Below are 24,702 nucleotides of genomic sequence, written 5' to 3' on the forward strand. Positions count from 1 at the left end.
AGGGCTACTCTGATCCGCGTCCGGCGCGCTGGGCGCGGGTCGAGGAGGGGCCATGACGACCACTGGCGACGACGTGCGCGAACCCGAGGCGCCTGCCCCGCACGAGGAGCCCAGGGGGTGGGGAATCGCGGGCGTCACGGTGGTGTCGCTGGCCGCGGCGTTCGCGGTGGTCTGGGGGATCTCCCAGCACGCGGCCATGGTCATGCCGGCCTTCCTCGCCCTCAACCTGGTGATCGCCGCCCAGCCGCTGCAGCGGCGCCTGGAGCGGGCCGGCCTGCCACGGTGGGGTGGGATGATCATCGTCCTGCTGGTGCTCTACCTCCTGCTGGCCGCGCTGGTGGGGATGCTCGTGTGGGCGCTGTGGATCGCCGCCGAGGAGATCCCGCAGTATCAGGACAGGTTCGTCGAGCTCTACGGCCAGATCATCGAGTTCCTCGGCCGGTTCGGGGTCAGCCAGGATCAGGTCTCGTCGAGCCTGGCGGGCGTGGACCCCGGCACGATCATCGGGACGGTCCAGAACGTGGCGGGGCAGGTGTCCTCGGCGGGGGGCCAGCTCACCGTCCTGGTGATCGCGCTGACCTTCCTGGTGTTCGACGTCCCGGGCGTCACCCGTCGGCGAGCCGTGATCGTCCGTCAGCGGCCCCGGCTTGCCGACGCCCTCAGCTCCTTCACCGACGGCGTGAAGTCGTACTGGATCGTCTCGACGATCTTCGGTCTCATCGTCGCGATCATCGACACCGTGGCGCTGATGATCATCGGCGTGCCGCTCGCCGTGGTGTGGGGCGTACTCGCCTTCGTCACCAACTACATCCCCAACATCGGCTTCGTGCTGGGCCTCGTGCCGCCCGCGCTGTTCGCACTCCTGACCGGGGGACCGGTCGACGCCATCTGGGTGGTGGTGATCTACTGCGTGGTCAACCTGGTCATCCAGAGCTTCATCCAGCCCAAGTTCACCGGCGACGCCGTGGGGCTCACCCCCACCGTGACGTTCCTCTCGCTGGTGTTCTGGACCTCGGTGGCCGGCGCGTTGGGCGCGATCCTGGCGGTGCCGTTGACGCTCGTGGTCAAGGCCTTCCTGGTGGACGCCGATCCGCGGATGAGGTGGCTCTCGACGTTTCTGACCACCCCCGACGCCGACGCCAGACGCGACAGACGGCGCGTCAGTCGCCGGGATCGCCCTCGGCGGGGTCGTCCTCTGCCGGAGCTCGGGTGAAGGTCCCGAGACCGTCGCGGTCGAGGAGATCGACGGTGACCTCGTCGTCGTCGAACGTCACCGAACCCCGCGACCCCGGTGGCCAGTTCTCACTCCGCGGTTCGACGGCGAACGTCCCGCCGTCCCAGGGCTCGAGCGGCCAGGCCGCGGTCCCGCGGCCCACGATCACCTCCAGCCCGTCCTGCGACTGCCGCACCTCGAGCTCCCCGAAGTAGTCGTTGCGGTAGGTCCCCGTCAGCTCGGCCGGGTCCGGCGAGGGCAAAGGGGCGGCGGGTCGCCGCGCGCCCACCAGGTCCCCCACGGGATCGAGAAGTGGGGCGAATGCCTGGCCGAACAGCTCCCGCCAGTCCAGCGTGGGGTCGCCGTACTGGGCGTAGTCGGCGAACCGGGCATTGATCGTCTCCGCCACGCCGCTGGGCGAGGCGTTGGTCACCGTGATGATCCCGAGGTCCAGCGAGGGCATCATGAGCATCGCCGTGCCCGCGCCGAGAGCGAACGCCCCGGAATGGCTCCACTGGACGCGGCCCGAGGAGCTGGTGCTGATGTTGAAGCCGTACCCGTAGCCGCCGGGACGGTCGGCCGCGGCCTGCGGGGGCGAGGACACGATCTGCGGGGTGAGGGCCTCCCTCAGGGCCTCGACGGGCACCACCTGGGAGCCGTCCGGCGCCCTGCCGTCGTCCAACACCATGGCCATCCACGCGGCCATGTCGGTCACCGACGAACTCAGGCCACCCGCCGGGGCCTGCGCGTCGGGATCGCGTTGGGGATCGGCCGGCACCCAGTCGCCGTTCGCCTCGCCCGCGTCGCTCCTGACGTGGCCGACGGCCCGGTTGTCCCGCTCGATCAGCTCATCGTGGGAGAACGAGGTGTCGCCCATCCCGAGGGGCCGGAAGATCCGCTCACGGCTCAACTCGGCCCAGGGCGTGCCCGCGGCGACCGCGACGGCTTCCGCACCGGCCGTCAGTCCGAAGTTGGTGTACGCGTACGAGGCCCGGAACGGCGTGAGCGGAAGGTGCCGCAGACCATGCAGGACCGCGGGTCGGTCATACCCCAGGTCCTCGAGATCGTCCCCCGCGTGTTCGGGCAGCCCCGAGCGGTGCGCGAAGACGTCGCCCACGGTGACGAGGGGCGACACCTGGGCATCGGAGAGCTCGAACCACGGCAGGTACTGGCTCACGGGGGTGGACCAGTCGACCTCGCCGTCGTCGCTCTCCGCGGCCACCACGGTGGCGCTGACCGACTTGGAGATCGAGGCCAGTGGGAAGACGGTCTGCGCGTCGACCTCGGCGCCGGTGCTGGTGTCCCGGACGCCGAAGCCTTCCGCGAGGACCACCTCGCCGCCGTGCACCACGGCGACGGCCGCGCCCGGGATCCCGGAGGCCTCCAGTTCCTCCTCGACGATGTCGGTGACCTTGCCGACCGCGTAGTCGATCCGGTCCTCGCCGACCTCGAGCGCCGAGTAGGCGGCCGGACTCGCGTCCGGGTCGGGTGTGGCCAACGGTGTCCCACACGCCGACCCGAGGAGTGCGAGGGCCGTGCACACGCCGATCAGGCCCAGGGGTCGACGGCGACCGGTGGTCGAAGCTGTGGTCATCCGCCCAGCCTAGACCGCCGGATGCGCTCCTGAGGGTCGTGTCGGACCACCTCGGGCAATCGCTCCCGGTGCTCGGCGATCAGGTCGCGGTACCAGTACCAGGAATCCTTACGGGTCCGCGCCAGGGTGCCGTGGTCCACGTGGACCAGGCCGAAGCGCTCGGCGTATCCGGCGGCCCACTCGAAGTTGTCCATCGCCGACCACACGTAGTACCCGTCCACGTTCACGCCCGCGTCGACGGCGTTCGCCACGGCCGCGAGGTGTGCGCGGAGGAAGTCGATCCGCCGCGCGTCGTGGACGGCGCCGTCCGGCCCCGGGCCGTCGTGATAGGAACACCCGTTCTCGGTCACCGTGACCGGCGGCAACCCCGGATAGCGCTCGTGGAGCGACACGAGGATGTCGGTGAGGCCCGACGGCACGATCGGCCAGTCGAAATCGGTCCGCTCGACGCCCTCGATCCGTACCGGGCGGAACGGCATGTCCTGCGGGAAGTCCACCTCGAGCACCCCGGAATAGTCGGTGTCGGCGCGCGGGGCCTCGATCACCGTGGGTTCGTAGTAGTTGACGCCGTAGTGGTCTAGGGGCCCGGCGATGACGGCGAGGTCCCGGTCGAGCTGGTCGGGGGTCAGGCCCGCAGAGGTCATGACGAGCTCGGCCACCCAGTCCTCCGGGTAGGTGCCGCGCAGGACGGGATCGGAGAACAGCCAGTTGGTGAGGATGCGGAACATCTCGGCGGCCTCGACGTCTTCGGCGGAGTCGGTCGCGGGGAGGACGGGGAAGTGCTGTTGGACCACCCCCACCTCGTGCCGGGGCCCGGCGGCCCGGATGGCCTCGACCGCCAGGCCGTGGGCGCGGAGCAGATTGTGCGCCACGGGCAGGCAGTCGAGCCCCATCCCGAGGGCCGGCGCGTGATCGGTGAGCCCGTGGCCGTACAGGGTGTGGACGTTCATCTCGTTGAGCGTGTGCCAGCGGGTGACGCGGTCGCCGAGGGCGTCGACCACCACCGCGGCGTAGTCGGCGAGTTCCCGGGAGGTGTCCCGGCGCAACCAGCCGCCCTCGTCCTGCAGGGTCTGCGGCAGGTCCCAGTGGTAGAGGGTGGGCACGGGTCGGATGCCGGCCGCCAGGAGATCGTCGACGAGCCGCGAGTAGAAGTCCAGGCCGGGCCCGTTGACCCGCCCGCGCCCGGTGGGCAGGACCCGGGACCAGGAGATCGAGAACCGGTAGTCGTCGACCCCGAGCTCGGCCAGGTCGCGGACGTCCTCGGCGTGGCGGTGGTAGTGGTCGCACGCCACGGCCGGGGTGTCGCCGCCGCGGATCCGGCCCGGTTCGGCGGCGAAGGTGTCCCAGATGCTCGGGCCGCGCCCGTCGGCGTCGGCCCCGCCCTCGATCTGGGCGGCGGCGGTGGCGGTGCCCAGGCGGAAACCGGGGGGCAGGATCGGGTCTCGGGTCGGCAAGGAAGGTGTCCTTTCTGGTGGGACTCGCGGATTTGGTGGGGCTATCGGACACCGCGGAGTCGCAGGGTGCACAGGGCGGCGGCGACGGCGATGCCCGCGCCCGCCCCGTAGAGGGCGGGGTACCCGGCGGCGGAGGTCACGAGGGGTACCGCGATCGCGGGGGCGACCACCTGCGGCAGTGAGGTCGCGATGTTGGCCATGCCCAGGAGGGTGCCCGCGGTGCCGGAGGTGGCCAGCGACCCGGTGATGATCGCCATGTCGACCGCGATGAACAGCCCCCAGCCCACGCCGAGTACGGCCGCGGCGACCAGCACGGCGGGCATGGTGGTGGACGCCGCGAGACCGGTCAACCCGCCGGCGGTGATCAGCGCCCCGGCGGCGGCGAACTCTCGGCGGCGGTGGAGCCGATCGGAGAACGTCCCCGCCGTCGCCGCGCACACCGCCGAGAGGACCAGTGTGACGACGGTGATCATGAGGACCGCGTTCCCGGGGTCGGGCACCCCGACCACGGCGTCCAGGAAGAAGAACAGATAGATCAGCAGGATCGCGTTGGTGAGGTTCATGAGGAACCGCAGCGCCCACGCCCAGCAGTACTCGCGGGTCGGACGGAAGTCGGCGAGCGCGATCCGGGGTCGCGGGTCTATGTCGGCTCCCGCGGAACGGGGTGAGACGACCGGCGCAGCACGTCCCGCCACCACTATCGCCGAGAGCAGCGCGGGTGTGAGCACCGCGAGCACCAGGTACCCGGTCGTGCCACCGCCGACGGACTCCGCCACCGCCACGCCGCTGATCACCCCGACGATCTGACCTACCCCGAACAACGACCCCACCACGCCCCGCTGCTGCTCGGGGACACGATCGGCCATCAGGGCGGCCAGCACCGCGAACGGTCCGTTGAACCCCAGCTGCACCAGCACCCAGCCCGCGACCGTGGCCGGTCCGGAATCGGAGGTCAGGAGCAGCAGTTGACCCGCCACCCCGATCGCCGTGCCCGCATACACCACCGGCATCCGGGTGCCGAGCCTCGCGCGGCACCGGTCGGAGACCAGCCCCCACACCGGATTGGCCACCAGGGCGACCGCGGCCCCCGTGCCCACCACCAACCCGAGCAGCGCCTCTCGACCGCCCGGGCCACCGATCCTGTCGGTCTGAACGGGTAGGAGGATCTGCAGCGGGCCGAACCACGAGGCGAAGACCGCCACGACGCCGAGCGTGAGCGCCAGGATCCACAGGGGACCGACGCGGTCGGCCCGTCGGGTCACCGCACGCGTTCCCAGTTGGCCGTCCACGCCTCGGCGCCGCCCATGAGCTGACGCTCCAGTTCGGGCCGGTCGGGTCCGGCCCTGTGCAGCAGGTCGGCCGCCCAGTCCGCGTAGAGCCCGTACTGGGCCACGCCGTCGACGTTGAGGTCGTAGACGCGGTCACCGAACCGCCACCGGTCCATCACCTCGCCGCTGAGCGCGGTGAACGGGTAGACCAGCGGATCGGTGGCCGCGCTCGGGCGCGCGTCCGCGAGGTGCGCCAGACCGTTGACGTCCGATCCGAAGCCGTACCCGGCCCAGGGGCGGGTCGTGCCGGCCGTGTTGGCGCGCCAGGCCTCGAGGAAGCCGGTCTCGAAGGTCTCGGTCGCATCGGCGGGCCACGCGAAGGCGGCCACGAACCCGCCCTGTTCGTGCATGCGGCGCGTGATGCCCTGCGTGGCCCAGGTGTGGTCGGAGATGAGCCCCGTGTACCCCGACTCCGCGGCGATGTCGAGCGTCCGCGTGGCCGTCTTGACGCTCATGTGGTCGATGTTGATCACCATGCCGCGCGCCATCATCCCCCGCACGGCGTGCTCGCCGAGCGGGGTCAGTCCGCGCACGTTGCACAATGGTGCCTCGGGATACACGGGAAGTGCCGCTCCCGCGGGGGCGCCCGCCGTGAGCGCGGACAGCCCGTCCGCGACCGGGGTGCTCGCGATCGGCTGGTCGTGGTCCGCGTCGGGGCCGGTGCACGGCTCGGTCTCCCAGAATCGCTGGGTACCGATCTTGTTGCCCACATTCACCGCCAGGCCTGCCAGGTCCTCGTCCATGCGGGCGCCGCCGAGGGCGTTGTCGAACTTGTGGACCGGGAACACGGTGGACACGCCCCACGAGGCGAATTCGTCGAGGCCGCGGTCGATGTCCTCGGCCGAGCACAGCGGCACGTCGTTGACCATCCGACACCCGAACGGCTCGGACGCCTCGACCCCCAGCGTCACCGCGAGCTTGCCCTGCGCGGCGATCGACCGGACCTCCTCGGGAGACCGTGCGATCCGGAACCAGCCCCGGCCGGGGCCGCCGTGTTCGGCGTCGATGTGGGCCTCCATGCGGTTCATGTAGTCGACCTGACGACGGAGTTGGTCCATCTCGTCACACGAGTACGGCGAGCCGATGAGCATCTCGCACAGCACCCGGTTGGCGACCAGGTAGTTGTTGAGCACCCGGAGGCCGCCCCGCCACGCGCGCTCGATACCGGTGTAGTAGGCCTGCTCGTGCAACTGCGAGTTGGAGGCCGGCCACTGTGTGAATGTGGGGTATCCCTGTGTGCCGCCGGGGACGGGCGTGCCGCCGAGGACCGACTCGAGAAGCGAGAAATGGCCGAGGTCCGAGTGCGTGGGGCAGTCGGCCAGGGCCTGTGCCATCCCGCCGGGGGCGAACGGCTCACCGCACCGCAGGGCGCCGCCGAACGCCTGGGAGGCGGCGATGTGAGTGTGGGCGTCGACCATCCCCCGGATCGGCGTGGCGGCCTGCGCGGGCGCGGCCGCCAGCGGGACGGTCACCGCGACAGCCGAGAGCAGAGCCAGCGCCGAGCGCGCCCATCTCCCGGTGGTCGTGGACCTCGTGGACCTCGTGGACGAACTGGCGCTTCCCATGGCCGTACCCCTCTCAGACGGCACCCGCCGTGGGTCGGCGGGGGCGTCGGCGTGAAAGGGAGATTAACTAAGGTGTGGCCGAGGCAAGGCCCGTTCCGGGAGATTTCTGGACAGTTGTTCAGAGCACGCCCCGGCCCGGTGGGGCGGGTGTGGCGGAAGCGTCAGTTGGTGTCCGCGACCAGCGGTTCGATGGTGAGGTGCTCCATCTCCTTGCTGATGTACTGCAGGCGCCACTTGTCGCCGAACAGGGCCAGAAGTTCACCGTCGGTGCGCTGGAACACCTCCACACCGCGCTGCCGGCCGAGCTCGTCGGCGGAGGCGGAGTCAGTGCGGCGGGCGATGGAGTACGGCAGGGTGTCGACGACCACCTCGACGTTGAACTCGGCCTTCATGCGGGCGGTGACGACCTCGAACTGCATCGGCCCGACCGCCGCCATGACGGGGTTGGCATCGCCACGCGTGTCGTTGCGCAGAATCTGCACCACGCCCTCCGCGGCCAGCTGGTCGATGGCCTTGCGGAACTGCTTGTACTTGCCCAGCGACTGCGCGCGCACGACGGCGAAGTGCTCGGGTGCGAACTGGGGGATCGGCGGGAACTGCACTTTCTTACCGGTGTAGAGGGTGTCACCGGGTGCCAGGGCGGTGGCGTTGACCAGGCCCACCACGTCGCCCGGGTAGGCGGTCTCGACGGTCGTGCGGTCGCGGCCGAACACGGTCAGGGCGTACTTGGTGGTGAACGGTTTAGAGGACTGGGCGTGGGTGACCACCATCCCGCGCTCGAACTCGCCGGAGACCACGCGCATGAACGCGAGCCGGTCGCGGTGCGCGGCGTCCATGCCGGCCTGGACCTTGAACACCACCGCGGAGAACGGATCCGAGGTCTCCCGGGGTGCACCGGTCACGGTCTCCCACGCGTGCGGCGGCGGGGCCAGCTCGACCAGCGCGTCCAGGATCTGGTGCACACCGAAGTTGAGCATCGCGGAGGCGAAGATCACCGGGCTCGTCTCGCCGGCCAGGTAGAGCTCCTGGTCGTGGTCCTGCCCCATGGCGGAGAGCAGTTCGGATTCCTCGACGGCCGTCTCCCACACCTCGCCCTCCCGCTGGGCGGCGGTGTCCGGGTCGTAGTGCTCCTCCGGGGCGATGGTCGATCCACCGGCGGTGCGGGTGAAGTGGATGTACTCCTCGGGCGCACCGTCGGGGCCGCGGCGGAGCAACCCCCGGTAGTCGCCCGCGATGCCGACCGGCATGAACAGCGGGGTCGGCACCAGGCCGATCTGCTCGGTGATCTCGTCCAGCAGCTCCAGTGGCGCCTGCCCCGGCCGGTCCCACTTGTTGATCACCGTGATGATGGGCAGCCCGTTGTGCTTACACACGCGGAACAGTTTGAGCGTTTGTGGCTCGAGGCCCTTGGCGGCGTCGATGAGCATCACCGCCGCGTCGACGGCGGTCAGGACGCGGTAGGTGTCCTCGGAGAAGTCGGCGTGGCCGGGGGTGTCGACGAGGTTGATGACGTAGGGCTCGTCGTCCTCGGCGGACCCGGAGGGTTTGTAGGTGAACTGCAGCGCGGTGGAGCTGACGGAGATGCCGCGGGCCTTCTCCATCTCCATCCAGTCCGACACGGTGGCGCGGCGACCGGACTTGCCGTGGACTGCTCCGGCCTCGGTGATGACGCGCGCGTGCAGCGCCAGCGCCTCGGTGAGCGTGGACTTGCCGGCGTCCGGATGGGCGATCACCGCGAAGGTCCGGCGGCGGGACACCTCGGACGCGACGTGGCCGGACGCATCCGGACCGGCCGGCCGTCCGGTGGTCCCGGTGTGCTCGGCGGTCTCGGTCACGCGTCCTCCTCGGTGCTCCGGCGGCCCTCGCCGTCGTCATCCCAGGGTACGTCCGCCCACGGTCGAGCACCCAATCCGCCAGTGCACCGCCCGGGGTCGGTGAGCGTGCAGGAAAGGCGAGGTCACACGGGGCGGTGATCGCCCTCCGGGCGAGGTGCACCGGGACGGTCCACGAGAGCGGCGAGGTAGCGGCGGGTGAGCCGGTTCTGCTCGCAGCGGGCGACCGGCGCGCCCCACTTCGCGAGCAGGGTGGCGTGGGCGGATTCGGCCTCGATCCGCAGGCGCACGACGTCGGTGACGGGGTCGCGCTCGACCAGGAAAGACTCCCAGCCGTCCTCGGGGTGGCCGGGCAGCGCGCGGTAGGTGAAGCCGCGGGCGGTCGGGCTGTCGATCACCGACGTGACCTCGCACGGTGCCGCGATCCTGAGCCACGCCCCTGGTCCGGTGCGCGGACGGAGCGTGACGGTGCGGCCGACCGTTGCGGGACCCTCGGTGACGACGACGAGGCCGGCGCGGCGATGCATATCCCAGTTGATCAGTGCGCGGCTCGCGCGGTCGACGAGGTCGGCCCCGGAGCCCAGAACGGCGGCGCGTTGGAACCGCCGGGGGCGGCTCACGCGGTATGGACCTGGTTCTGGGCGGTCTCCAGTCCGTGCCTGAGCAGAAGCTCGACGGCGTCGGCGGCATCCTGCACCAGGAACGGCACGTCGGGTTGCTCGAGCTTGGAGAAACGCTTGAGGACGTAGTCCGCCACCGCCATGCGACCCGGAGGCCGGCCGACCCCCGCGCGGACGCGGAGGTAGTCGCGGGTGCCGAGAGCGCTGGTGACCGAGCGCAGGCCGTTGTGCCCGCCCTCGCCTCCGCCACGCTTGAGCCGGACCTGGCCGAAGTCGATGTCGATCTCGTCGTGCACCACGATCACCTCGGTGGGGGCGACGGAGAAGTACTTCGCCACCGCGGCCACGGGCCCCCCGGACAGGTTCATGTAGCTGCGCGGGCGGGCCAGGATCACGGACTGGTCGGCCAACCGCGTCTGGGCGACCTCGCAGTTGGTCCGCTTGTGTGTGGAGAAGCTCGCGGGCACGGGCAGGGCGCGGGAGGCGAGCTCGACCAGCACGTCCCAGCCGATGTTGTGGCGGGTGCCCTCGTAGTCGGGACCGGGGTTGGCCAGGCCCACGACGAGCCTGGGTCCGGGGGCGTCAGCGGTACTCACGGACTCATGGTCCCAGACAGGGTCGGGCAGCGCTCCCATCGGTTGGCGGTCCCGTCGGTCGCTGCTCGCGCCGTCAGGCCTGCAGCTCGGACCGGGCCGTCTCGAGCACCGCGGCGGTCAGGGCGTCGAGGTCGGGGGACTGGAGTCTCCAGTGCTGCCAGAACAGTGGGACGTCGAGAGGGCGGTCGGGGGAGACCTCGGTGAGCTCACCGGAGACCAGCCACGGTGTGGCCAGTCGCTCGGGCACCAGGCCCCAGCCCAACCCGGCGGCGATGGCACGGACGTGGTCGTGCGAACTCGGCACGAAGTGACGGGGTCCGGTCGGTTCGCGGCGGGCCAATCGTCGGTAGTGGTGGTTCTGGTGGGCGTCGGTGCGATCGAAGTCGACGATGGGGGCCCTGCCCAGTGCGGTCGTGGGCGAACCGTCGCGCAGGTGCCGGGCCACGAACCCGGGACTGGCGCACGCGAGGTACCGCATCGACCCCAGCGGGAGTGACCGGCATCCCTGGACGGCCCGGGACTCGCTGGTCACCGACGCCATCACCTCGCCTCGGCGGAGGAGCTGGGAGGACAATGACTCGTCCTCGCGGCGGAGGTCAAAGACCACCTGGCCCGAGGCGTGGACCTCGGTCATGGCGTCGAGGAACCAGGTGGCCAGCGAATCGGAGTTGCACGCCACCGCCAGGACCACATGCTCTGCCGGGCTGCCCGCCCCGTCGAACTCGCGGGACAGGGAGGCCTCCAGGTGGAGCATCTGCCGCGCGGTCCGGAGCACCGTCTCGCCGGAGTCCGTCGCTGTGATCGGACGGTCCCGGCGGACCAGGATGCGGCCGGCCGAGTCCTCCAGCGCCCGGATCCGCTGGGACACCGCGGACTGCGTGACGTGAAGGTGGGCGGCGGCAGCGTCGAACGAGCCGAGGTCGACGACGGCCACGAGGGTGCGCAGCTGGTCCAGGTGAAGTGCGTGCATAAGTAGATCTAATGCTAGCCAAGGAACTGTAGTGGCGCTACAGATACCGCAGCCCTAGCGTGGGGCCGTGACCACCACCTCCACGCTCCTCATGGGCGCCGGCATGGGCCTCGGGCTCATCGCCGCCGTCGGCGCGCAGAACGCCTACGTCCTCCAACGCTCGATCCGGGGCGACGTGGCGATGGTCCCGATCGTGATCTTCTGCGTCCTGTCCGAGGCCATCCTGATCCTGCTCGGCGTGGCCGGGGTCGGGGCGCTGGTCGAGTCCGCGCCGGGTGCCATCACGGTGATGAAGTGGTTCGGAGTGGTGTTCCTGCTGGCCTACGGCGCCTTTGCCGCATCCCGCGCCCTACGCCCCGGCGGCGGACTGCAGGTGGACGGTGACACTCGGATCCCCTCGACCCTGGGCGCGGTGGCGGCGTGCGCGGCGTTCACCTGGCTCAACCCCCACGCCTATCTCGACAGCGTTGTCTTCCTGGGGACTCTCGCCAACCAGCAGGCAGGGGATCTCCGCTGGGTGTTCGCGGCCGGTGCGTTCCTCGCCGGCACGGCGTGGTTCGCGTTGATCGGCTTCGGGGGCAGGGCCCTGCGCGGAGTGTTCGCCCGGCCCGGGGCGTGGCGGGTGCTGGACGCGGGGATCGCCGTGATGATGGTGGTCCTGGCCGTCGGCCTCATCCGCGGCTGAACGACCGCGGGCCCGGTCCGACACGGTGGTCGAACCGGGCCCGGGGCGGGGGCGCGGCAGGTCAGGCCTCGCCGCGGGAGATCAGGACTCCTCGCCCGCCTGCTCGGCCTCCTGGGCGGCGTCCTCGGCGGCCTCGCCCTCGGGCGCCTCTTCCTCCTCGGCCTCGAGGTCGGCCTCGGAGGGCGCCTCGATGATGTTGACGATCAGCAGCTCGGGGTCGGATACGAGAGTGGCTGCGGAGGGCAGGGCGATCTCCGAGGCGGTGATCTGGGTCCCGGCCTCGGCGTCCTCGACCGAGATCTCGAAGCCCTCGGGGATCTCGGTGGCGTCGACCTCCACCTCGATGACGTCGGCGTCCTGCGTGACGAGGGTGCCGGGGGCCGCCTCTCCCGTGAGCGAGACGGGGATCTCGACGGTCACCTTCTCGCCCTTGCGCACGACGAGGAGGTCGGTGTGCTCGATGACGCGGGTCAGCGGGTGCACGTCGATCTGCTTGGGCAGCGCGAGCTGCTCCTCGCCCTCGATGTCCAGGGTGAGCAGCGAGTTGGTGCCGTGGGCACGGAGGACCGCGGCGAACTCGAGCGTGTCGAGGAGGAGGTGGCGCGGCTCAGTGTGGTGACCGTAGAGCACCGCGGGGACCTGGCCCGCGCGACGGGCGCGGCGGGCCGAACCCTTGCCGAACTCGCTGCGGATGGTGGTCTTGAGCTTGTTGACCTCGTTGGCCATGGTGATCCTTCTGTCGGTGGGGAGCGCTCGCGCGCTCGTCTGGAGGCGTTCTCCCCGGCGACCGAGACGATCGCCCGGGGCGGCCCACCGGGACCACACCGACAATGATCGCGTCGATAACGGAGTGGCCCGAGTGCGGGGCCCTCCCTCGCCGAGATGACCCGATAAGCCTAGCGGCGCCGTGCCCGGCCCCCAAATCGCGCCGTGACGCGGGCGAGGCCGGGTCGACGCATCACGCCGGGTCGCGGACCCGTCAGAGGATCTCCTCGACAACGGAGGTGGGCCGCGCCAGGCGCGTGCCCTTGCCGGTGACGACGAAGGGCCGCTCGATGAGCCGGGGGTGCGCCACCATCGCCTCGAGCAGCGCCTCGTCCGAGGCCTCGAGCAGGCCGAGCTCGGTGAATTCGGACTCCTTGACCCGCACGGCCTGCCGGACGGTCAGCCCGGCGTCGGTGATCAGTGTGCGCAGCTCGTCGACCGTGGGTGGGGTGTCGAGGTACCTGACCACGGTCGGCTCGACGCCCCGATCGCGGAGCAACTCCAGCGCCTGCCGGGACTTGGAACAGCGCGGGTTGTGGTAGATGGTGGCGCTGTCCGCGGCGTCCGTGGACACGTCAGGCGTTCCCGTTGAACAGGCTGGTCACCGAGCCGTTCTCGAAGACCTCGTGGATGGTCCGGGCCAGCAGTGGCGCGATGGACAGCACCGTGAGGTTGTCGAACCGCTTCTCCGGCGGGATGGGCAGGGTGTCGGTGGTGATGACCTCCTTGGCCCCGCACGAGGCCAGCCGCTCGGCGGCAGGGTCGGAGAAGACGCCGTGCGTGCAGGCGATGATCACGTCGCCGGCGCCGGCGTCCTTGAGGACCTTGACCGCGCCGGCGATGGTGCCGCCGGTGTCGATCATGTCGTCCATCAGCACGCAGGTGCGACCCTCGACGTCTCCGACGACGCGGTTGGACTTGACCTGGTTGGGCACGTTGGGGTCGCGGGTCTTGTGCACGAAGGCCAGGGGAGCGCCGTCGAGCGCATCGGCCCACTTCTCGCCCACCTTGACGCGGCCGGCGTCGGGGGAGACCACGCAGATGTTGTCCGTGCCGTAGTGCTCACGCACGTAGTCCGACAACTGACCCTGGGCGTGCATGTGGTCGACGGGGCCGTCGAAGAATCCCTGGGTCTGGTCGGTGTGCAGGTCGACCGTGATGATCCTGTCGGCGCCCGCCGTCTTGAGCAGGTCGGCGACCAGGCGGGCCGAGATGGGCTCGCGCCCGCGGTGCTTCTTGTCCTGGCGCGCGTACGGGTAGAACGGCAACACGGCGGTGATCCGCTTGGCGCTACCCCGCTTGAGGGCGTCGATCATGATGAGCTGCTCCATGATCCACTTGTTCAGCGGCGCGGGGCAGCTCTGCAGCACGAACGCGTCGCAACCGCGGACCGACTGCTCGAAGCGGACGAAGATCTCCCCGTTGGCGAAGTCGCGGGCGGTCTGGGGAGTGACCTCGACCCCCAGCTCGGCGGCGACCTGATCCGAGAGTTCGGGGTGCGCACGCCCCGCGAAAAACATCAGGTTCTTCTGGTTGTCGATCCACTCGCTCACTCGGTGAGTCCGTCCTTCTAGGAGTCGTTCCGGCTACGTAGGGCGGCCTCGGCCGAACCGGAATCCGGTCGGTTCTGGATCACCCAGTCGTCGATATTCCGCTGTCGTCCGCCCGACACCGCCAGGGCCCCGGGCGGGACGTCGTTCTTGATCACGGTACCCGCGCCAGAATAGGCCCCGTCTCCGACGGTCACCGGCGCGATGAACATGGTGTCCGAACCGGTACGGCAGTGATCGCCGATCACTGTACGGTTCTTGTTAACCCCGTCGTAATTGACGAAGACGCTCGATGCCCCGATATTGGTGTGCTCGCCGATCTGTGCGTCGCCCACATAGGTCAGGTGCGGGACCTTGGTGTGCGCCCCGATCGAGGACTTCTTGACCTCCACGAAGGTGCCGATCTTGCTGCGCTCTCCCAGCTCGGCCTCCGGACGCAGGTACGCGAACGGACCGACCTCGGCTCCGGCCCCGACGCTCGCGCTGACGGCGTGGGTCCGCACGATGGTCGCGCCCTCGCCCACCGTGGTGTCCCGGAGCGTGGTGTCCGGCCCGATGGTCGCGCCGTCGCCGATCACCGTGGAGCCGGTGAGGTGGGTGCCCGGAAGGATGGTCACGTCCCGACCGATGCGCACGCCCATGTCCACCCAGGTGGTTCCCGGATCGATGATCGTCGCACCCGCCCGCATGGCCTCCTGGCACAGGCGGCGGTTCATCTCGGCCGAGAGCGCGGCCAGCTGCACGCGGTCGTTGACCCCGGCCACCAGGTCGGCGTCCTCGATGCGGTGTCCGCGGATGAGCCCGTTGGACTGACGGGCGAGCTGGATGACGTCGGTGAGGTACAGCTCGCCCTGCGAGTTGTCGGTGCTCAGCTCACCCAACTTCTCGCGCAGCACGCGGGCGTCGAAAGCGTAGATGCCGGAGTTGACCTCGTCGATCGCCCGCTCGTCGTCCGAGGCGTCCTTGTGCTCGACGATCCGCAGCACCTCGCCGTCGTCGTTCCGCACGATCCGTCCGTACCCCGTGGGGTCCGGCGCCGTGGAGGTCAGGACGGTCACCGCCGCCCGCGGACGCAGGTCGTGGCGCGCGACCACCTCGCGCAGGGTGTCGGCGTCCAACAGCGGGATGTCCGAGGTGGTGACCAGCACTGTCCCCGAGAAGTCGGCGGGTAGCGCCGCCATGCCGGCGGCCACCGCGTCGCCCGTCCCGTTCTGCTGGTGCTGTACCGCGGTGGTCACCGGCACCCCCAGGTCCACGGCGAGCTCGTCCACCGCGGCCCCGACCTGCTCACGCTGGTGCCCCACCACCACGATGATCTGCTCCGGACGGATTCCGGCGGCGGCGTGCAGCGCGTGACCGAGCATGGTCCGGCCGCACACCCGGTGCAGCATCTTGGGGGTCGAGCTCTTCATCCGGGTACCGGATCCGGCGGCCAGGACGATGACTGCTGTCTGCGAGCGGTCGGAGTCGGGTGTGGTCATCAAGTCTCCTCGGGCGGGGTGAGTTCCGCGCTGGCGGGCGTGGCTTCGTCCCGGCAAGGATAAGGGGTGTCTCCGGACGGGAGGACCGGGTCGGGCGCGACCCGCACCGTACAGGGGATCTGCTCAGACCGGCGGGTACTGCTCCGCGCGCAGGAGTCGCGCCAGATGGGCGGCGTTGGCGGACAAGGTGGCGATGGTCGAGGAGACCGCGGACGGTGTCTCCTCGAGGTCCGCGTAGTCCTTGGGGTTCATGGCCTCGTTGTTCCAGTACGTGCACCCCTGCGCCGGGATCGTGAACCCGATGTCGTTGAGGCCCTGGAACGTGTCGGCCACGATCTTGTGCGCGCCGTCCTCGTTGCCGACCACGGCCGATACGGCGACCTTGCCGAACATCGCGGGTCGTCCCTGCTCGTCGGTCGCCGACAACTGGGCGTCGAGGCGCTCGAGGACCCGCTGGGCGATGCTCGACATGTGCCCCACCCAGGTCGGGGTCGCGAGCACCAGCACGTCGGCGGCCGTGATCTTCTCCAGGATCTGCGGCCACTGGTCGCCGTCCCCCATGTCGTCCTCCACTCCGGGACGCACGTCGTAGTCGGCCACCCGCACGGTCTCGCCGTCGATCCCGTGGGTCGCCAACTCGTCGAGTACCTGACGGGCGATGAGGTCGCTGCTCGACTCGGCCGGTGACGCCTTGAGCGAACACACCAGCGCGACTGCCTTCAGTGAGGTGTCCATGACGGGCACGGTAGGAGGCGCGAATCCCGAGGACAACCGGTGGAGGTCGGTCGGAGCGGCCCCTACGGTGGGGCCCACCAATCAGGCCGTCCAGCGGAGGGGGGACACGCATGACTGACGACAAGACGGTGGCCGACCTCGTCGTCGAACGACTGGTCGCCTGGGATGTGGAACGGATCTACGGGTACGCCGGGGACGGCAACAACCCCCTGCTCGGCGCGCTGCAACGGTCCGACGTGGCACCGAGGTTCATGCGGGCGCGGCACGAGGAGTCGGCGGCGTTCATGGCGGTGGCCGAGGGCAAGTACTCGGGCGGCGTGGGGGTGGTCACCTCGACGCAGGGCCCGGGCGCCGCGCATCTGATCAACGGCCTGTACGACGCCAAGCTGGACAGCGTCCCGGTGGTGGCGTTGGTGGCGCAGCAGCACACCAGCGCGCTCGGCTCGGACTACCAGCAGGAGATCGACCTGAGCAGTGTGTTCGCCGACGTAGCCGGCCCCTTCATGCAGACCGTCGTCGCGGCGGAGCAGCTGCCCATGGTGATCGACCGTGCCTTCCGCTCCGCTCTGACGCACCGGACCCCGGTCGTCGTCGTCATCCCCCATGACGTGCAGACCGCGCCGGCGCCCGAGCTGGCCGGGGACGACGGTCAGGAACACGGGGTCGTCGTGACCGCGCCCGAGTGGACGCACGGAGTGGTTTCTCCGCGTGAGGACGACGTCGCCCGCGCGGTCGAGGTGCTGGACGCGGGGGAGCGCGTGGCGATCCTGGCCGGGCGCGGCATGGCCGGGGCGCGGCAGGAGCTGATGGATCTGGCCGAACGGCTGGACGCCGGCGTGACGATGAGTTTGCTGGGCAAGCCGTACGTCGACGAGTCCCACCCCTTGGTGGGTGGGACGATGGGGCACCTGGGGACGACGGCGAGCGCCCGCATCCTGCAGAACTGCGACACCCTCTTGATCGTCGGATCGAACGATCCCTGGACCGAGTTCTACCCCCGGCCTGGGCAGGCGCGGGCCGTCCAGATCGACCTCGACCCCTCGCACCTGGCAAACCGCTACCCGGTCGAGGTGGGGCTGGTCGGGGACTCGGCCGCGGCGTTGCGTGCCCTGACCGAGCGCGTGGGCGTGCGCGACCGGTCGGCGTGGCGCGGAGATGTGGAGACGTGGGTCGGGCAGTGGCGGGAGATCTCCCGCGAGCGCGCCGAGGTCCCGGCCCGGGGACTGAACCCGGAGTTGGTGGCCCGTCGGCTGTGCCGTCACATGCCGCACGACTCCCGGCTCGCCGTGGACGTGGGCAGTTCGGTGTACCACTACGTCCGGCAGATGGACCTACCCACCTCGGTCCCGGCTCACCTGTCGTCCACGCTGGCGTCGATGGGCTGCGGCATCCCGTACGCGATCGCCGCCAAGGCCACCGCCCCGGGCCGGCCGGTCGTGGTGCTGGCGGGTGACGGGGCCGTGCAGATGCTGGGGATCAACGAGTTGATCACCGTCTCCGAGGCGTGGCCGGGGTGGTCGGACCCCACGATGGTCGTGGTGGTGCTGTGCAACGGCGACCTGGCGGAGGTGAGCTGGGAGCAGCGGGAGACAGAGTCGGCCCCGCGGTTCGCGCCGTCACAGGACGTCCCGGCGTTCGACATGGCCGGCTACGCCCGGCTCCTGGGCCTGCGGGGCGTCCGCGTCGAGGACGGTCGGCAGCTCGACGCGGCGCTGGAGGAGGCCTTCACGGCGGACCGGCCCACGGTGATCGAGGCGGTCGCCGATCCGGACATCCCGCTGCTGCCCCCGTTCCCCCACGGTCGGGAGATGCTGAGCTCGATGCGCGAGGGACTCCGGGCAGAGGGCGACGAAGGACACCACGGGTTGGTACTGCTGGAGGAGTACGCCCGAATCGAAGAGGAGAGGTTCACATGACCGGGATCAACGAGCCCGACCCGCAGTCCGTCACCCGTCAGGGAGAGGAGGTCCGCACCCCGCGCAACCGCCGTCAGCCCCTGCTCGCCGTCCTGGCGATCGCGGCGATCCTGGTGCTCATCCTGGCGCTCGTGATGTCCGGCGGGATGGGCTGAGGATCGCGCGGTAGTCGGCGGCTCCCCCGCCAGGACTCGAACCTGGAATGTCTGAACCAAAATCAGAAGTGTTGCCGATTACACCACGGGGGAACGACCCTGTCCGGGTCGGTAACAGTCTGGCACACCTCACGCCGCCCGCTGGCGCGCACCTGGTCGCACCGGTGCACGCCCGTCCGGTCCCACCGGGGCGGGGGCGGTACCCGGAGAGTGGGTGGGGGGCCGACTAGTCTTGGGGGACTGTCGCGAAGGGGTTGATGATGACGGGCGAGGGCATTCCGGCGCCGAGGACCAGGATGAGTGCCGCCAAACGACGGCAGCAGCTGGTCGAGGTGGGCCGCCGGATCTTCGCCGAGTACGGCTACGATTCCGCGACGGTCGAGGAGATCGCCGCCGTGGCGGGAGTCTCCAAGCCGGTGGTCTACGAGCACTTCGGCGGCAAGGAGGGGCTCTACGCCGTGGTGTGCGACCGCGAGTTGGCGTATCTGGGTGCCGAGATCACCGAGTCACTCCAAGGGGAGGGGTCGCGCAGGCGCATCGAGCGCGCCGCCATGGCGCTGCTGCGCTATGTCGAGGAACGGACAGACGGTTTCCGCATCCTGGTACGCGAGTCGTCGATCGCCCCCGGTGGCTCGTACTCGACCCTGCTCAACGACGCGACGGCGAGCGTGACGTACATCCTCGAAGAGGAGTTCGTGAACCGCGGGTTCGACCCCGTCACCGCGAGCGTGTACGCGCAGGCGCTGGTCGGCATGGTCTCCGGCACGGCGCAGTGGTGGCTCGACGTGCGCACCCCACCCAAGGAGGAGGTGGCCGCACACATCGTCAACCTGTGTTTCAACGGGCTCTCCCACCTGGACCCGCGGCCGACCCTCGAGGCCGAGGTGCGGGACAAGTACACCGGGCCGAGCAACCCGGAGGGCTCGCTGGTGGGTCGTGACATGCGCCCCGGGCCGGGCCGGCCGTAGCGCCGGGCCCCGGCCGACGACGCCTCTCAGGCGATCGCCGGTGCGGGGAGCCGTTCGAGATCGGCCCGCAGGCGGAACGCGACGGCCACCATCGCGGCGCCTACAGCCAGTCCGAACCAGCCGGCGAAGGTGACGAACGTGCCGATCGCCGAGGGGCCGAAGGCGCCGATGCCGACGCCGAGTGCGATGAGCACCACCCCCAGCGTTGCCATGATCCACGAGTCCGGGATCTGACGACGCAGGGTGCGCGCGCCGTAGGCGACAAGCGCTCCGGAGGCCACGAGCCAGGCGGCGAACAGAACGGTGAGCGCGGTCGTGGACAGCCCGGGCCACAGGAGAACGGCCATCCCGAGCACGATCATGCCGGCGCCGGTGGCGAGCAGAGCGCCCCGGCCCCGGTGGTCGGCCGGCAACGCCAGGGCCGTCGTGGCGGTCATCGCTCCGTCGCCGACCGCGAACGCGGCCACCAGGAACACCGCGAGCGTCATCCCGGCGCCGGAACCGGAACCGGGGGCCGCGAGCGCGGTGGCACCCAGCGCGAGTGCGAGCGCTCCGCGGATCAGTTGAACCCACCAGGTGCGGGTGAGGGTCTCGATCATGTCTTCCACCTTTCGGGCGGCGGATTCTCGCCACCGCGGTACTGTAGTGATCACTACAGTAAGTCACGGGTGGTGCCCGAGCAATGAGGTGCTGGACACAAGACCGGGGAGGTCGGATGGTGGAACGCGCGTCGCAGGGACGCGAGTCGCAGGGCGGGACCAGGCGCACGCGGGCGAGGGGCCGCGAATCCCGGCGGAGGATCGTCGAGGCCGCCGCGGCGGTCGCGGGGGAACGCGGTTACGAGGGGACGAGCATCGCGCGGGTGAGCGAGGTCAGTGGGCTGCCCGCGAGCTCGATCTACTGGCATTTCGCGGATAAGGATGCGCTCCTGGCTGCGGTGGTGGAGGAGAGCGTCGAGCTGTGGCTCGGTCAGGTGACCAGAGGGGAGGGGGAGGCGCTGGCCCAGCGCGTGACGGAGCTGTGCCTGGGTGTGGCCCGGACGTTCACGGAGTCACCGGATTTCCTGCGGCTGGTGCTGATGCTCGCGTTGGAACGGCGTCCCGTTGAGCCGGTGGCGAGGGAGATCTATCTTCGGCTGCGGGGGGAGGCGATCGAGCGGATCGCGGCTGAGCTGCAGCAGGTGAGGCCGGCGTTGTCGCCGGCGGACGCGATGCTGGTGGCCACCTATGCTCTGGCCGGGGGGGACGGGATCTTCCTCGCGTCGCTGACCGGGAACGCCGACGTGGCCGCGCTGTTCAGGCTGCACGCGAGCGCGATCGTGCACCTGGTCGAACAGGCGGAGAGCGGGGTCAGCGGCGGAAGGTCTGGAGGAGGAAGTCCTTCTCGCGGTGGTGGGCGAGAAGGGTGAGGGTGCTGCGCTCGAGTGCGGCGTGGACCTGCTCGCCGGTACAGGCGTGATCGGAGGATCGACCGAGCCAGTGACAGGCCACCACCGTCCCGCCGGGCTCGGCCAGCCGGAGCAGGTCGGTGATGAGCCCGTCGAGCTCATCCTCCGGGGTGTAGTAGAGGAACTCCGAGAGGACCAGCAGGTCGCAGCTGGCGCGCGGCCACGGGTCGAGCGCGTCGGCGGTGCGGACGTGGGCGTGGTCCAGGCCGGCATCGGCGAGGCGCGTGCGGGCCTGTTCGGCGGCGGTGTCGACCACGTCCACCGCGTGGACCTCGTCGCAGCGTGCGGCCAACATCTCGGTGAGGACGCCCACCGAACACGCCGGCTCGAAGCACACCCGGTACCGCTGCTCGGGCAGTGACGCCACCACCAGCCCGTAGCGGCGTAGTTCGTACCAGGCGGTCGCGAAGTCCCAGGGATCTGAGGAGTCCGCGTACATCGATTCGAAGTAGTGGCCGGGAGTGCTCACCAGAACACCGTCTCCTCTCGCGTGACCAGACGTTCGAGGATCCAGTCGGGCAGGATCGCCTCGTCGCCCGGCGATTCGGACAGCGGCGCGACCTGGGTGACGAACCGCGAGACGGCGTCCCGCTTCGCCTCCAGTTCGGCATCGGTGAGCACCACCCGGCGACGACGCCCCCATGGCACCCGGGGATCACCGGGCGCGGCCCAGTGCCAGGTCCACACCGGGTACTCGACCAGCCCGGCCCCGGTGGCGGCGCAGGCGTCGGCGGCCGCCTGACCGACGGCCTCGTGATCGGGATGACCGTCCCCGCGCCACGTCGCCAGGACCAGCGTTCCGGGGCCCCCGTCGTCGACGATCCCGGTGACGGCGCCTGTGAGGTGGTCGAGATGCTCGCGGACCTTCCCGTCCGGCAGCCCCAGTCTGACGGGCCCGGGCAGCCCGAGAAGCGAGCACGCCGTCCGGCTCTCCTCGACCCTCAGCTCGGCCAGCCGATGCGGGGAGAGAGTGGGGGAGTCGGGGTGGGAGGCATCGCCGTCGGTCACCGCCACCACCGTGACGTCGACCCCCGCGGCTGCGAACCTGGAGGCCGTGACCCCGACGCCGAGGATCTCGTCGTCGGGATGGGGAGCGACGACGACGAGCCGTCGGCACCGACCCGGGATGGGGAACACCGGATCGGGAACTCGTCCGGCCAGCCACCGGGACCACTCGGTGGCGGGGGTGCCGCGGTCGCCGGGACCGATGCCCGCCCAGCCCTCGGGTTCGCTCACCGGGCCCTCACCCACGGGCCCAGCCGCCGTGTGTCCGGGCGGTGCGGCCGAGGCCGGCCAGATCGCGCTCGGCGTGGAACTGCCGGATGTAGACGGTCGCGTCGAGCACGGCCTGCGCGTGGCGCGGGTCCATCGCGAGCGGTCCGGCGCCCAGCGCGCGGCCGACCCGTCGGATGGTGTCGTCGACCGCGGCCTCCACGATCGCCCGCACGCGGACGGCCCGGTGGCGGGCCGCGACGAGGTCGGGGTCGGTGACAGCGGCCGGGCCGGCGACATCGATCTCACGCGCCGCGGCGTCGAGCGCCCAGCCCGCCCCGCCGAGCGACACGTCGACCGCGCCGAGGTGGGCCAGCGCGTGCTCGTCGGCGTCGGGTCTGCTCGAGCGGGCCACGAGTGGTCGGGCCACGGCCATCCCGGCCCCCAGCCAGCAGGCCGCCACGCCGATACCCCCGTGCCAGAATCCGGGACGGTCGAGGTACGAACCGCGGGCGCCGACCGCGCGCGCGGGCACGTCCCGGAACTCCACCGCAGTGGTGCCGGTCCCCGCCATCCCCGGGTTGGCCCAGCCGCCCGTCCGGGCCGACACACCCGGATGGCGCAGGTCCACGGCGAACAACCGCGGTTCGTCGTCGTCGCGGGCCGTGACCAGGGCGTGCGTGCACACCGCCGCTCCGGAGCACCAGGCCTTGACCCCGTCGAGCACCCAGCCACCCGCACCGACTCCGGATCCCGCACCACCTGGGGAACGCCGGGCGGTGACACGCGGCGTCGGCGGTTCGGCGGCCCACACGCCCCAGAACTCGCCGGGCGCGACGCGGGTGCCCTCGATCTCGGCGAGGATCGCGTCGGCGTCGGCGTGGGCCTCGACCAGGCGGCCGGCCGAGACGTCACGGGCGCACATGTCGGTGAGCCCGGACCAGCGGGCGCGGGTGTCCCCGTGGCCGGGCAGGGGCAGGACGGCGCGCCCCGAGCTCACCCACTGCCGGGCGAGGTCGGCGCCCCCGGGGCGATCGGACGAACTCACGGGGCGACCCCGGTCCGGAAGTGATCCGCCCCGGTGCGAGCGGGAGCGGGGTGGTCCGGCTCGGGGTGCTCGAGTCCGGTGAGGTCCAGCTCGCTGAGGGCCAGCTCGGTGAGGGCCAGGTGGCCGGAGAAACCACCCGGGGTGCGGGACTGCCGCCGGGCGGAGGTGGTCACCGGCGCCGCGGTGGACCAGGCGATCGACATCCCGGCGGCCTCGGCGCGATGCACCAGCTCCACGTCCTCGTGGACCGGCAGAGGTGCGAAACCACCCAGGTCACGGTAGGTGCGGGCCGAGATGCCGATGTTCGCGCCATGGATGTGACGGTGGTCCGAACCCGACCGGTAGTCCTCGAGGTAGCGCACGCGGGTGCCCCGGCTCCACTCGGACCAGTCGGTCACCTCCACCAGTCCCGCCACCACGTCGGCGCCGTCGAGCGCACACGCCACCTGGTCGGTCAGCCACGTGGCCGGGACGCGGGAGTCCGCGTCGGTGGTGGCGTACCACCGCTCACCGGACGACGGCGTGAAGGGGGCGAGCGAGTCGAACCCCACAGCCCGCGCCGCGCCGACGTTGCGGGCGTCGCTCCTCACGATTCGGGCCCGTCCGCACGCCACGGCCTCGGAGGCATCGGTGCAGGTATCGAGAACCACCGTCACCGTCACCGGTACCGGGGTGAGGGCGGCGCAGGCCTCGAGCGAGTCCAGACACCCGGGGAGCAGGTCCTGCTCGTCGTGGACCGGGATCACCACGTCGATTCCCACGAAGCGCATCGGGTTCCCTTCGGGTCGCACGGGTGGTGCGGGCGGCGGAGGTGCCGCGGTCCGGCCGACGGGTTCAGAACTCCACGTGGCGCCCCGGTCAGAGGTTGGCGAAGAAATCCGCCCAGTAGAAGTCCCAGAACGCCCAGAGGATGATCGCGGCCACTGCCAGGAACCATACGACCACGGGGACGAGGTGCCACCGCTGGAGCGCCCGGACCCAGCCGGCACCTGTGAGCTTGGCCAGCACGTGGAGCAGGGTGTACCAGAACATCGGGATGGTCATGGCCCACACGACCATGCACCAGGGGCACAGCACCTGGATGGAGAAGATGGACTGGTACGCCAGCCAGTGCACCATCCCGGCGGCGAACGTCAGCCCGAGGAGCGCGCCCACCCAGTACCAGCGCGGGAAGCGGACGCCCGAGGCCGCGGCGACGCCGATCGCGATGAGCAGCGCGTACCCCACCAGTCCGATGAAGGGGTTGGGAAAGCCGAAGACCGCGCCCTGCTCGGAGTTGATGACGCTCTTGCAGCTCATGAGGATCGAGAAGTTGCAGGCCGGCATGTAGTCCGGGTTCTCCAGGAGCCGGATCTTGTCCAGGCTGAGCTGGAACGACGCCACCAGGGCGACGATCGACCCCACGGTGAGCAGGACGCCCATCCACCGGTCGGTGAACACACGCGAGACGGGGCCGGGCTGGACGTCGACGTCGGTGGTCGTCGAGGGGGCGATCGTCACCGGCTCGGCGGGGGCGCCCGCGGGGTCGTCGTGCGGGGCGTCTGGGGTCTCGCGCATGCGGCCAGCGT

The 24,702-nt window shown here is 70.9% G+C and carries 25 protein-coding genes and 1 tRNA gene; 6 read left to right on the top strand and 20 right to left on the bottom strand.

Annotated elements, in window-relative coordinates; translation table 11 throughout:
• Positions 1-52 precede the first annotated feature (52 nt).
• Positions 53-1,213, top strand: a complete 1,161-nt coding sequence (locus tag H483_RS37265) for an AI-2E family transporter (protein ID WP_017838501.1) — start codon at positions 53-55, stop codon at positions 1,211-1,213.
• On the opposite strand, the gene H483_RS37270 is transcribed toward H483_RS37265, so the two are convergent.
• The 8 genes from H483_RS37270 to H483_RS37310 form a co-directional block, all read right to left on the bottom strand.
• Positions 1,161-2,807, bottom strand: coding sequence for a serine hydrolase (locus H483_RS37270; protein ID WP_017838502.1), 1,647 nt, complete (start codon positions 2,805-2,807; stop codon positions 1,161-1,163). The genes H483_RS37265 and H483_RS37270 overlap by 53 nt on opposite strands.
• Positions 2,804-4,261, bottom strand: a complete 1,458-nt coding sequence (locus H483_RS37275) for a GH1 family beta-glucosidase (RefSeq protein WP_017838503.1) — start codon at positions 4,259-4,261, stop codon at positions 2,804-2,806. Before H483_RS37275 ends, H483_RS37270 begins: the two co-directional genes overlap by 4 nt.
• A 41-nt stretch (positions 4,262-4,302) precedes the next feature.
• Positions 4,303-5,523, bottom strand: a complete 1,221-nt coding sequence (locus tag H483_RS37280) for an MFS transporter (protein WP_238556419.1) — start codon at positions 5,521-5,523, stop codon at positions 4,303-4,305.
• Complete coding sequence (locus H483_RS37285) at positions 5,520-7,154, bottom strand: hypothetical protein (protein ID WP_152428096.1); 1,635 nt, start codon at positions 7,152-7,154, stop codon at positions 5,520-5,522. The genes H483_RS37280 and H483_RS37285 overlap by 4 nt, the downstream gene beginning before the upstream one ends.
• Before the next feature lie 161 nt (positions 7,155-7,315).
• Complete coding sequence (locus H483_RS37295; protein WP_017838507.1) at positions 7,316-8,989, bottom strand: peptide chain release factor 3; 1,674 nt, start codon at positions 8,987-8,989, stop codon at positions 7,316-7,318.
• Between the two features lie 122 nt (positions 8,990-9,111).
• Complete coding sequence (locus H483_RS37300; RefSeq protein WP_017838508.1) at positions 9,112-9,606, bottom strand: DUF1990 family protein; 495 nt, start codon at positions 9,604-9,606, stop codon at positions 9,112-9,114.
• Positions 9,603-10,241, bottom strand: coding sequence for an aminoacyl-tRNA hydrolase (gene pth, locus H483_RS37305; RefSeq protein WP_017838509.1), 639 nt, complete (start codon positions 10,239-10,241; stop codon positions 9,603-9,605). The genes H483_RS37300 and pth overlap by 4 nt, the downstream gene beginning before the upstream one ends.
• A gap of 34 nt (positions 10,242-10,275) precedes the next feature.
• On the bottom strand, positions 10,276-11,172 hold the full coding sequence (locus tag H483_RS37310; RefSeq protein ID WP_017838510.1) for a LysR family transcriptional regulator ArgP: 897 nt from the start codon (positions 11,170-11,172) through the stop codon (positions 10,276-10,278).
• A 67-nt stretch (positions 11,173-11,239) separates the two neighbouring features.
• Between H483_RS37310 and H483_RS37315 the strand changes: the two genes are divergently transcribed.
• Positions 11,240-11,857 (top strand): LysE/ArgO family amino acid transporter, encoded by a 618-nt coding sequence (locus tag H483_RS37315; RefSeq protein ID WP_017838511.1) that lies wholly within the window; start codon positions 11,240-11,242, stop codon positions 11,855-11,857.
• A gap of 81 nt (positions 11,858-11,938) precedes the next feature.
• Here the strand turns inward: H483_RS37315 and H483_RS37320 are convergent, their stop codons facing one another.
• The 5 genes from H483_RS37320 to H483_RS37340 form a co-directional block, all read right to left on the bottom strand.
• Positions 11,939-12,583, bottom strand: a complete 645-nt coding sequence (locus H483_RS37320) for a 50S ribosomal protein L25/general stress protein Ctc (RefSeq protein ID WP_017838512.1) — start codon at positions 12,581-12,583, stop codon at positions 11,939-11,941.
• A gap of 253 nt (positions 12,584-12,836) precedes the next feature.
• A complete protein-coding gene (gene arsC / locus H483_RS37325; RefSeq protein ID WP_017838513.1) occupies positions 12,837-13,196 on the bottom strand; it encodes an arsenate reductase (glutaredoxin) in 360 nt (119 codons plus the stop codon).
• A 1-nt stretch (position 13,197) separates the two neighbouring features.
• On the bottom strand, positions 13,198-14,175 hold the full coding sequence (locus tag H483_RS37330; protein ID WP_017838514.1) for a ribose-phosphate diphosphokinase: 978 nt from the start codon (positions 14,173-14,175) through the stop codon (positions 13,198-13,200).
• A 17-nt stretch (positions 14,176-14,192) separates the two neighbouring features.
• Entirely contained in the window at positions 14,193-15,653 is a 1,461-nt protein-coding gene (gene glmU, locus H483_RS37335) for a bifunctional UDP-N-acetylglucosamine diphosphorylase/glucosamine-1-phosphate N-acetyltransferase GlmU (RefSeq protein WP_017838515.1), read from the bottom strand.
• Positions 15,654-15,776: 123 nt separating this feature from the next.
• Entirely contained in the window at positions 15,777-16,388 is a 612-nt protein-coding gene (locus tag H483_RS37340) for a flavodoxin family protein (RefSeq protein ID WP_017838516.1), read from the bottom strand.
• A 110-nt stretch (positions 16,389-16,498) separates the two neighbouring features.
• Here H483_RS37340 and H483_RS37345 point away from each other — a divergent pair, with 110 nt between their 5' ends.
• Together H483_RS37345 and H483_RS39780 are read left to right on the top strand one after the other, a co-directional pair.
• Positions 16,499-18,304, top strand: a complete 1,806-nt coding sequence (locus tag H483_RS37345; RefSeq protein WP_017838517.1) for a thiamine pyrophosphate-requiring protein — start codon at positions 16,499-16,501, stop codon at positions 18,302-18,304.
• On the top strand, positions 18,301-18,459 hold the full coding sequence (locus tag H483_RS39780) for a hypothetical protein (RefSeq protein WP_017838518.1): 159 nt from the start codon (positions 18,301-18,303) through the stop codon (positions 18,457-18,459). Before H483_RS37345 ends, H483_RS39780 begins: the two co-directional genes overlap by 4 nt.
• A gap of 21 nt (positions 18,460-18,480) precedes the next feature.
• On the opposite strand, the gene H483_RS37350 is transcribed toward H483_RS39780, so the two are convergent.
• Positions 18,481-18,552: transfer RNA gene (locus tag H483_RS37350), tRNA-Gln, on the bottom strand.
• A 203-nt stretch (positions 18,553-18,755) separates the two neighbouring features.
• On the opposite strand from H483_RS37350, the gene H483_RS37355 reads away from it, so the two are divergent.
• Complete coding sequence (locus H483_RS37355) at positions 18,756-19,427, top strand: TetR/AcrR family transcriptional regulator (protein WP_017838519.1); 672 nt, start codon at positions 18,756-18,758, stop codon at positions 19,425-19,427.
• A gap of 26 nt (positions 19,428-19,453) precedes the next feature.
• Here the strand turns inward: H483_RS37355 and H483_RS37360 are convergent, their stop codons facing one another.
• On the bottom strand, positions 19,454-20,026 hold the full coding sequence (locus tag H483_RS37360) for a DUF308 domain-containing protein (RefSeq protein ID WP_017838520.1): 573 nt from the start codon (positions 20,024-20,026) through the stop codon (positions 19,454-19,456).
• Between the two features lie 116 nt (positions 20,027-20,142).
• Here H483_RS37360 and H483_RS37365 point away from each other — a divergent pair, with 116 nt between their 5' ends.
• Positions 20,143-20,835: a TetR/AcrR family transcriptional regulator gene (locus H483_RS37365; protein WP_017838521.1), complete on the top strand. Its 693-nt coding sequence runs from the start codon at positions 20,143-20,145 to the stop codon at positions 20,833-20,835.
• Here H483_RS37365 and H483_RS37370 read toward each other — a convergent pair.
• The 5 genes from H483_RS37370 to H483_RS37390 all read right to left on the bottom strand — a co-directional run bounded on the left by H483_RS37370 (position 20,777) and on the right by H483_RS37390 (position 24,691).
• Positions 20,777-21,343, bottom strand: a complete 567-nt coding sequence (locus H483_RS37370; protein WP_017838522.1) for a class I SAM-dependent methyltransferase — start codon at positions 21,341-21,343, stop codon at positions 20,777-20,779. The genes H483_RS37365 and H483_RS37370 overlap by 59 nt on opposite strands.
• Positions 21,340-22,110 carry a PIG-L deacetylase family protein gene (locus H483_RS37375; protein WP_042330387.1) on the bottom strand — a complete coding sequence of 257 codons (771 nt, stop codon included), beginning with the start codon at positions 22,108-22,110 and terminating at the stop codon, positions 21,340-21,342. Before H483_RS37375 ends, H483_RS37370 begins: the two co-directional genes overlap by 4 nt.
• A 7-nt stretch (positions 22,111-22,117) precedes the next feature.
• Complete coding sequence (locus H483_RS37380; protein ID WP_017838524.1) at positions 22,118-23,134, bottom strand: acyl-CoA dehydrogenase family protein; 1,017 nt, start codon at positions 23,132-23,134, stop codon at positions 22,118-22,120.
• On the bottom strand, positions 23,131-23,904 hold the full coding sequence (locus H483_RS37385) for a glycosyltransferase family 2 protein (RefSeq protein ID WP_017838525.1): 774 nt from the start codon (positions 23,902-23,904) through the stop codon (positions 23,131-23,133). The genes H483_RS37380 and H483_RS37385 overlap by 4 nt, the downstream gene beginning before the upstream one ends.
• A gap of 88 nt (positions 23,905-23,992) precedes the next feature.
• Positions 23,993-24,691: a vitamin K epoxide reductase family protein gene (locus tag H483_RS37390; protein ID WP_017838526.1), complete on the bottom strand. Its 699-nt coding sequence runs from the start codon at positions 24,689-24,691 to the stop codon at positions 23,993-23,995.
• Positions 24,692-24,702: the final 11 nt, after the last annotated feature.

This window comes from Dietzia sp. UCD-THP, from assembly GCF_000349585.1.
GTDB classification, from domain to species: domain Bacteria; phylum Actinomycetota; class Actinomycetes; order Mycobacteriales; family Mycobacteriaceae; genus Dietzia; species Dietzia natronolimnaea_A.

Bases quoted from the DNA above. Each gene is read 5' to 3' on its own strand.
- H483_RS37355 (WP_017838519.1), top strand. From the start codon at position 18,756: ATGAGTGCCGCCAAACGACGGCAGCAGCTGGTCGAGGTGGGCCGCCGG.
- H483_RS37320 (WP_017838512.1), bottom strand. From the start codon at position 12,583: ATGGCCAACGAGGTCAACAAGCTCAAGACCACCATCCGCAGCGAGTTC.
- H483_RS37340 (WP_017838516.1), bottom strand. From the start codon at position 16,388: ATGGACACCTCACTGAAGGCAGTCGCGCTGGTGTGTTCGCTCAAGGCG.
- H483_RS37310 (WP_017838510.1), bottom strand. From the start codon at position 11,172: ATGCACGCACTTCACCTGGACCAGCTGCGCACCCTCGTGGCCGTCGTC.
- H483_RS37265 (WP_017838501.1), top strand. From the start codon at position 53: ATGACGACCACTGGCGACGACGTGCGCGAACCCGAGGCGCCTGCCCCG.
- pth (WP_017838509.1), bottom strand. From the start codon at position 10,241: ATGGGAGCGCTGCCCGACCCTGTCTGGGACCATGAGTCCGTGAGTACC.
- H483_RS39780 (WP_017838518.1), top strand. From the start codon at position 18,301: ATGACCGGGATCAACGAGCCCGACCCGCAGTCCGTCACCCGTCAGGGA.
- H483_RS37285 (WP_152428096.1), bottom strand. From the start codon at position 7,154: ATGGGAAGCGCCAGTTCGTCCACGAGGTCCACGAGGTCCACGACCACC.
- H483_RS37360 (WP_017838520.1), bottom strand. From the start codon at position 20,026: ATGATCGAGACCCTCACCCGCACCTGGTGGGTTCAACTGATCCGCGGA.
- H483_RS37385 (WP_017838525.1), bottom strand. From the start codon at position 23,904: ATGCGCTTCGTGGGAATCGACGTGGTGATCCCGGTCCACGACGAGCAG.
- H483_RS37390 (WP_017838526.1), bottom strand. From the start codon at position 24,691: ATGCGCGAGACCCCAGACGCCCCGCACGACGACCCCGCGGGCGCCCCC.
- H483_RS37345 (WP_017838517.1), top strand. From the start codon at position 16,499: ATGACTGACGACAAGACGGTGGCCGACCTCGTCGTCGAACGACTGGTC.
- H483_RS37270 (WP_017838502.1), bottom strand. From the start codon at position 2,807: ATGACCACAGCTTCGACCACCGGTCGCCGTCGACCCCTGGGCCTGATC.
- glmU (WP_017838515.1), bottom strand. From the start codon at position 15,653: ATGACCACACCCGACTCCGACCGCTCGCAGACAGCAGTCATCGTCCTG.
- H483_RS37365 (WP_017838521.1), top strand. From the start codon at position 20,143: ATGGTGGAACGCGCGTCGCAGGGACGCGAGTCGCAGGGCGGGACCAGG.